At 42.2% G+C, this 7,110-nt stretch carries 6 protein-coding genes; 3 read left to right on the top strand and 3 right to left on the bottom strand.

All coding sequences use genetic code 11. The features are described from left to right. The 3 genes from LBQ60_19080 to LBQ60_19070 form a co-directional block, all read left to right on the top strand. Positions 1-269: hypothetical protein (locus LBQ60_19080; GenBank protein ID MDR2040032.1), on the top strand; the 269-nt coding region annotated here is incomplete at its 5' end. 41 nt (positions 270-310) lie between these two features. Continuing rightward, entirely contained in the window at positions 311-1,873 is a 1,563-nt protein-coding gene (locus LBQ60_19075; protein MDR2040031.1) for a PglZ domain-containing protein, read from the top strand. 108 nt (positions 1,874-1,981) lie between these two features. Further along, positions 1,982-3,451 (top strand): PDZ domain-containing protein, encoded by a 1,470-nt coding sequence (locus LBQ60_19070; protein ID MDR2040030.1) that lies wholly within the window; start codon positions 1,982-1,984, stop codon positions 3,449-3,451. A 58-nt stretch (positions 3,452-3,509) separates the two neighbouring features. On the opposite strand, the gene LBQ60_19065 is transcribed toward LBQ60_19070, so the two are convergent. The 3 genes from LBQ60_19065 to LBQ60_19055 are packed head-to-tail and all read right to left on the bottom strand — an operon-like array spanning position 3,510 to position 7,006. After that, positions 3,510-3,875, bottom strand: coding sequence for a diacylglycerol kinase family protein (locus LBQ60_19065; GenBank protein MDR2040029.1), 366 nt, complete (start codon positions 3,873-3,875; stop codon positions 3,510-3,512). Between the two features lie 13 nt (positions 3,876-3,888). Continuing rightward, complete coding sequence (locus tag LBQ60_19060; protein ID MDR2040028.1) at positions 3,889-5,919, bottom strand: cation:proton antiporter; 2,031 nt, start codon at positions 5,917-5,919, stop codon at positions 3,889-3,891. A gap of 25 nt (positions 5,920-5,944) precedes the next feature. Beyond that, positions 5,945-7,006, bottom strand: a complete 1,062-nt coding sequence (locus tag LBQ60_19055; GenBank protein MDR2040027.1) for a beta-ketoacyl synthase chain length factor — start codon at positions 7,004-7,006, stop codon at positions 5,945-5,947. Between the last annotated feature and the right edge of the window lie 104 nt (positions 7,007-7,110).

The raw sequence follows: 7,110 nt of genomic DNA, 5'->3' as shown, positions 1-7,110 counted from the left end.
ACCTGGACCATTACCTGAATTCGAACCTGGAACTGGTCCGCAATACCATCGATGACACCCATGTAATCCTGTTGGTCAAGAGTTTCCCTACTTTTGCGCAGGCACAGGGTTATTACCGGTCATTCGTTATGAACCAGAATACCATGAAGAACGTTAAATACCAGCATACGCCTGTGATCATATCCGAAAGTAATTATTCCGTACTGGAGGCTGACAAGAAGGTAAATGACTATATTGAATTCTTCAAAAAAGAATATCTAAGGCAATAACATACGGTTTTCCTGTATCAATCATTAAATAGAAACTTATTATGGATAAGAATATCACCATTCTCTGGGTAGATGACGAAATAGATTTGTTACAACCGCATATTCTTTTTCTGCAAAGTAAAGGTTATAACGTAGTTACTGCCACCAATGGATATGATGGTATAGAGATCCTCAAAGATAAAAGTATTGATCTGGTATTCCTGGATGAGAATATGTCCGGGCTTTCCGGACTGGAAACCCTGGCAGAAATGAAAACTGTTAATTCGGTCCTGCCTGTAATCATGATCACTAAAAGTGAAGAGGAGAATATTATGGATCAGGCCATTGGTTCAAAAATAGCCGATTATTTGATCAAACCTGTCAAACCTAATCAGATATTGCTGGCTATTAAAAAGATCACCGATTCATCACGGCTGGTGACCGAACAAACCACCTCCCAATACCAGTCCAGGTTCACACAATTGGGATGGGATATCAATATGGCGGGAACTTTTGAAGACTGGACCAGTATATACCGCCAGCTGGTATATTGGGATCTGGAACTGGAAAAACTGAACGACAAGGGAATGTATGAGATTCTGCAGACACAGAAAATCGATGCAAATAATAACTATGCCCGCTTCGTCAGGAACAATTACGAAAAATGGTTTGGTAAACAAAGTGACCGGAAACCTTTGATGTCGCCTAATGTATTTCGCCAGGAAGTATTTCCGATGCTCAAACAGGATAAGGTTGTCATGATCCTGATCGATAACCTGCGGCTGGACCAGTGGTATACTATTGCTCCTGTAATCGGACATTATTATAAAGTTGACAAGGAATTACTTTATTGCTCCATTTTACCTACGGTAACCCAATATGCACGTAATGCCATGTTCTCCGGCCTGATGCCTCTGGATATTACCAAGCTCCATCCGGATCTCTGGCTGGATGAAGATGAAGATGAGGACAGCCATAATTTATATGAACAGGAATTACTTCGCAAGCAACTACAACGTCTGGGATTATCATATAGCCTCTCCTATGAAAAAATATCGAATGAAAAACAGGGAAAACGGGTGGTTGAAAACCTGCACGATTATCTCAACAGCGATCTGTCTGTATTTGTATATAATTTTGTAGATCTACTATCACATGCCCGTACTAATGTCGATGTGATCCGTGATCTGGCAGGTTCCGAATCCGGATACAGGTCGATTACCCGTTCATGGATGGAGCACTCTTCCTTAATTGATGTTTTACGGCAGCTCTCTGAAGAAAAAATAAAGGTAGTGATCACGACTGACCATGGTTCCATTAACGTGACCAATCCTGTAAAAGTGTTGGGCGATAGGGAAAGTTCCTCTAACTTAAGGTATAAGCAGGGTAAATTATTGAATTATGAATCCAAAAATATTTATGAGGTAAGGGATCCCTCCACCATTCATCTTCCAAAGCTTAATGTAAGTACCAGTTATATTTTTGCCACCGGTTCTGATTACATGATTTATCCGAAAAATTACAATCATTACGCGAATTACTACCGGAACACATTCCAACATGGAGGTATTTCACTTGAGGAGATGATGGCGCCGATTGTCGTGTTAAGCCCTACAGGAATTTAAAGTATGATGACCGGAAAGAAGATTTTATTATACGTAGTCCTTTTAGTATCGGTCCTGGTTACCGGAAAAGCGCAATCTCGCAAACAGACCGAACAAAATGCCTATAAAATGGCCCAGTTATTTGACTGGGTAGGACGATATTATGTAGATACGGTGAATATCGGGAAATTAGCAGAAGATGCGATCCGGAAAACGCTGAAGGAGCTGGATCCTCATTCGGTATACATTCCTAAAGACGAGGTGCTTGCGATGACCGAACCTCTCAGAGGTTCGTTTGAAGGTATCGGCATCTCTTTCAGTACCCTGAATGATACGATCCTTATTATTTCCGTGGTCCCCGGAGGACCTTCCGAAAAAACAGGGATCAGAAACGGGGATAAGATCATTACCATTGATCAAGACACAGTTGCCGGAAAAGGAATAAAAACAATGGATATTCACAAACGGCTACGGGGTAAAAAAGGATCCGAAGTAATCGTGGAAATTTTACGTAAGGGAGAAAAAGGCTTATTGACTTTTCACATCATACGTGATAAAATACCCATCCATAGCATTGCTTCGTATTATAAGGTGAACAAGGATATCGGATATATCCGTTTAACCCGCTTCTCAGCATCTTCAAAAAAAGAATTTGATGATGCGTTAAAAATACTGAAAAAGGAGGGTGCAAAAAGCCTGATCCTTGACCTGACAGGAAACGGAGGCGGATATATTGATGTTGCCGTTCAGCTGGCCAGTAATTTCTTCGATAAAGGACAACTGATCGTTTATACAGAAGGGGACAAAAATAAGCGTCTCAATTACATGGCTGCATCCGGCGGATCCTTTAAGAAAGGAAAACTAGTCATCATGATCGATGAAAATTCTGCTTCCGCAAGCGAAATCGTGGCAGGTGCCATACAGGACTGGGACAGGGGATTGATCGTTGGCCGCCGTTCTTTCGGTAAAGGACTGGTACAACGTGAGATGTTTTTCGGGGACAGTTCGATGATCCGGTTGACCATTTCGCGCTATCATACCCCAACCGGACGCATGATCCAGAAACCCTACCATACTGAAGACAGCGAATATGATAAAGGTGTATATACCCGGCTTCAGACAGGGGAACTGACAGGGGAGACTACTATTAAAATTGCAGATTCACTGAAGTTTAAGACATTGGTTGAAGGCCGGACAGTATACGGAGGAGGAGGAATCACTCCGGATATTTTTGTCCCTGTGGATACGGCTCATTATAATGATTATTACAATAAGCTACTGGGAAAAGGGATCTTTAGCCGGTTTATCCTGAATTATGTAGATAAAAACCGACTCCGGCTGGAACAGGATTACCCCGTTTTTGAAACATTCAACAAAAAATTTCAGGTCTCAGAATCGACCTTAAAAGAACTGCAGGATTTTGCCCAGAAAGAGGGACTTGAAAGACAACCGGAACAATTCGCCCAGTCAAAAAATTATCTCAAGCTATGGATCAAAGGTTATATTGCCCGCGACCTTTGGAGCATTTCCGAACTTTACCAGGTAATTAATCAGGAAGACCCGATATTTTTGAAGGCGGTGGATGAAATCCAAAAATAAAATAAGATGAGACCAGTGTATAATGACTGGTGACATGTGACTGGTGACATGTGACCTGTTACGGGTGACCGATTATATATGGAACAAATATAAATAATGCTACGGCAACGGCCATAACAGCACAGATCAGAACAGCTCCTGCAGCCATATCCTTGATTGCTTTTGCCTTCGGATTCCTTTCCGGTGACACGATATCCACCAGTTTTTCCAGGGCAGTATTGATCGCTTCGGCCATCCATACCAATCCTATGGCAATACATATAACTGCCCATTCACCATTACTTATTCCTACAGTAATACCGGCAATGATAACTACAACTGTCGCCAACAGATGAACCCTGGCATTTTGTTCCGAACGGATCAGTTGCTCGATACCCTTGAAGGCATATCCGAAACTTTTTACGAATCTTTTTATACGAATCATGATCATTGAATGTTTAAAAACCGCCAAATGTGGTTCCCAGGTTGTCGGGAGAAACATCCGGTTGTTCAGGATAAAGGATCACACAATTGGTATGGCCGAAATAACGGGTAATTACACGAGGCATCAAAATTAACTTCCGGCTGAAAGAAACCGTATTCTGGCGTGCCGAGATAACTATAAATACATCTTCACCGGTTAATTCACCGGACAATGTAGGCATATCCGGAAAATCATCCAATATCCGGTAGTTTTTTCCTGTTAGGGAGGATACCTCATTCATTTGGGATACATGGGAGAGTGTCTGCCGGTCCCCGATAAAAAGCAATTCACCCGAAGTGTTGCGCTGTATCTTCTGCAGGATCACCAGCCATGCATGAAATCCGATTTCATGTTCTGCATTCCTGGGAACCATCACATATATCCTCTGGAATTTCAAAATTTTCGTGATCAATTTGGTCACAAGCACGGTTTGCTTACAATAATCCAATAAATTATCCAGAATCGTCCCGAAAAAATACCGTGCCGTACCTGATTGTCCGCTCCACCCCAGGATAATGTGTGAAGTCTGCAGTTCCATGGCAGCCCTGATAATACCTTCCGATATGTTGACGTCTATACGTACTTCCGGATAAAATCTGACTTTTGCCGCATCCGACTGCTTGGCAAAAAATTCAATAGTGACTTTATCCTTTAGCATGGATTGCTCCAACTGTACCGGCTTTGTCGCAACCGTAAGCGGATATATAATAGATTCTTCATGAGGCTGGTGTATCAAAACGGCAAAATCAAAAAGGGGGAAAGCACTTTCCGGATTGGATAAAGGAAGTAGTATCCGGTCTGATTTATTCTCCTGGACCTCCTGCTCTTTTTGCTGCACAGCCACTTTTCTTCCGGCATAATCAGTATAATAAGTACTGACCAGACAGGTAAAAAGAATGATCAATACCACGGCATTGAGAATATACTCATCAAATATCCCCATATTATACCCTACAAGTACAACAGCGATAGTTGCCGCTGCATGCGAGCTACTCAAACCGAATAACAATAATTGTTCGGCTTTAGTGTATTTATAGATCAGCCGGGTGGCATATGCTGCTATATATTTACTGAATAAGGCCACCACAATCAGTGCTGCCGCCAGGATCAAAGTTTCGCTGCCTTTGAAAAAAACCGTGATATCGACCAACATCCCGATATGGATCAGAAAAAACGGGATAAAAATGGAATTACCGATAAATATGGTACGGCTCATCAATGAAGATTGATGAGGTATTACCCTGTTAAGCGCCAATCCGCATAAAAATGCTCCTACAATCGGTTCAATTCCTGCCAGTTCGGCAAGAAAAGCAGCGATGAACAATGAACAGAGGATAAAAATATATTGGGCAGAATCATCGCTCTGAAAATGAGAAAAATACCATCTGCTCACTTTAGGAAAAACCCATAACATGAGGAACATAAATCCACCCAGTGAAACAATGGTCTTTATCCAGAAAAACAAATCCAGGGAGCCGGAATAGGCTGTCGTAATGATGGTAAGAAACAACAAAACAGCCATATCAGTGATGATGGTCCCTCCAATACTGATCACTACCGGTTCGGTTTTGGTGATATTTAATCTTCCTGCAATCGGGTACGATACCAGCGTATGGGTAGAAAACATACAGGCAAGGAGTAGGGAGGCCGTATTACTATACCCGAAAGCATAACGGGTTACCAGGTATCCGAGTACAAAAGGGATCAAAAACGTAAAAATACCGAACCAGACGCTTTTGAACTTATTCTTCCGGAAACTGTACATATCGATCTCCAACGTCATCAGGAACATCAGGTAAAGCAATCCTGCGGTAGACAAGAGCTCCAGTCCCGATTTTTCGCCAATCAGGTGAAATCCCTTAGGCCCGATGGCAATCCCTGCAAGGATCAATCCGAAAATGGAAGGCATCCCAATCCTCCGGCAGACAGGAGGAACAACCAAAATAATAGACAGGCAAAGCGCCAGTACAATTACCGGATTTTCTATGGGAATATGGAACTGCATCGTACTTATTTAGTTTAAAAGTGTCTCATATGGTCTCAATGGTACAACGGATCAGGCCATAACTTGTTCTTTGAAAGTGATTAATAATCAATACATTTTTTATTTTCCGGGAAATGTTCCCAAAAGACATGGCCGCTCCGATTTCCTGACGGATCAATATCCCGCTAGCCAAAGATAGTGCAAATCCGGATGCTGTGCTGTATTCACCACACAAATTTTTAAAGAAGCAATAGGGTATTCCCGGAAAAAATCGCCGGGCTATTTCCTGATAGATTTTGTCGCCCTGTGTGTCTCCGTTATTTCCCAATATCAGTAAATCGATGCCGGAAATATCATATTTCCGTGACGACAGAAAGGCATACAGATGTTCGCCAGAGTTATGATCGACGGGTTGGTTAAAATAATAAACATCGGAAATACTGATTGGTAACGATTGAGGAGTCGGTTGCTTACTCAACATGAAAAAAGCGGCTCCTTCACCTGATACCGTTCCTCTTGAATCGTCCTGATACAAAGAGCTATTTTTACCCGGATCTTTTTTCCAGAACCCCATTCTACGCATGATCTCGAAGCTGACATCCGTTGTTTCGTCAAAGCAACCCACCAGAACGTGTCCGGCATTTCCTTCATCGATCTGTATCTTAGCATCCAGCAAAGCACTTTCAAAAGAACAACCACGATGAACATAGGTGGTGTTGTATCCGTGGTTTCCCAGTAACAGAGCCGTCTGGGCGCCTACCGTATTGAATGTCGACTGAATGAATGGAGTTGGGTTTAACTGTTGTTCCTGCTGATCAGTCAGTGCAGATAAGAATTTTTCCGTATCAGCCAGACACCCCAATCCTGTTGCTGTGATAATGGCATCCGGATCCACGCCCGACTGCCTGACACATTCCATAGCGGCAGATACCCCTATTTTCACAATCCTGCTCATCCGTCGCCGGAGATTTGCATCTTTGATGCTATTTTTATAGTCAGGTTCTATACATGCCCACCGGTTACCTTCCAGAACTACCGGAGAGGAGGGTAATTCACCCAGCATAAATATTCCCTGAGGACTGATACAACAAGCAGATGATACATACATACGCAAATAAGCACTCAGTGCTATTTATTATTTTCTTATGTCACACTGTTCAAATGGATTACACTTAGAAAATATGACATTAATTGTTTTATATTACTTATTAT

The organism is Bacteroidales bacterium, assembly GCA_031275285.1.
Lineage (GTDB): Bacteria > Bacteroidota > Bacteroidia > Bacteroidales > UBA4181 > JAIRLS01.
This window is presented reverse-complemented; position numbering and strand designations above follow the sequence as displayed.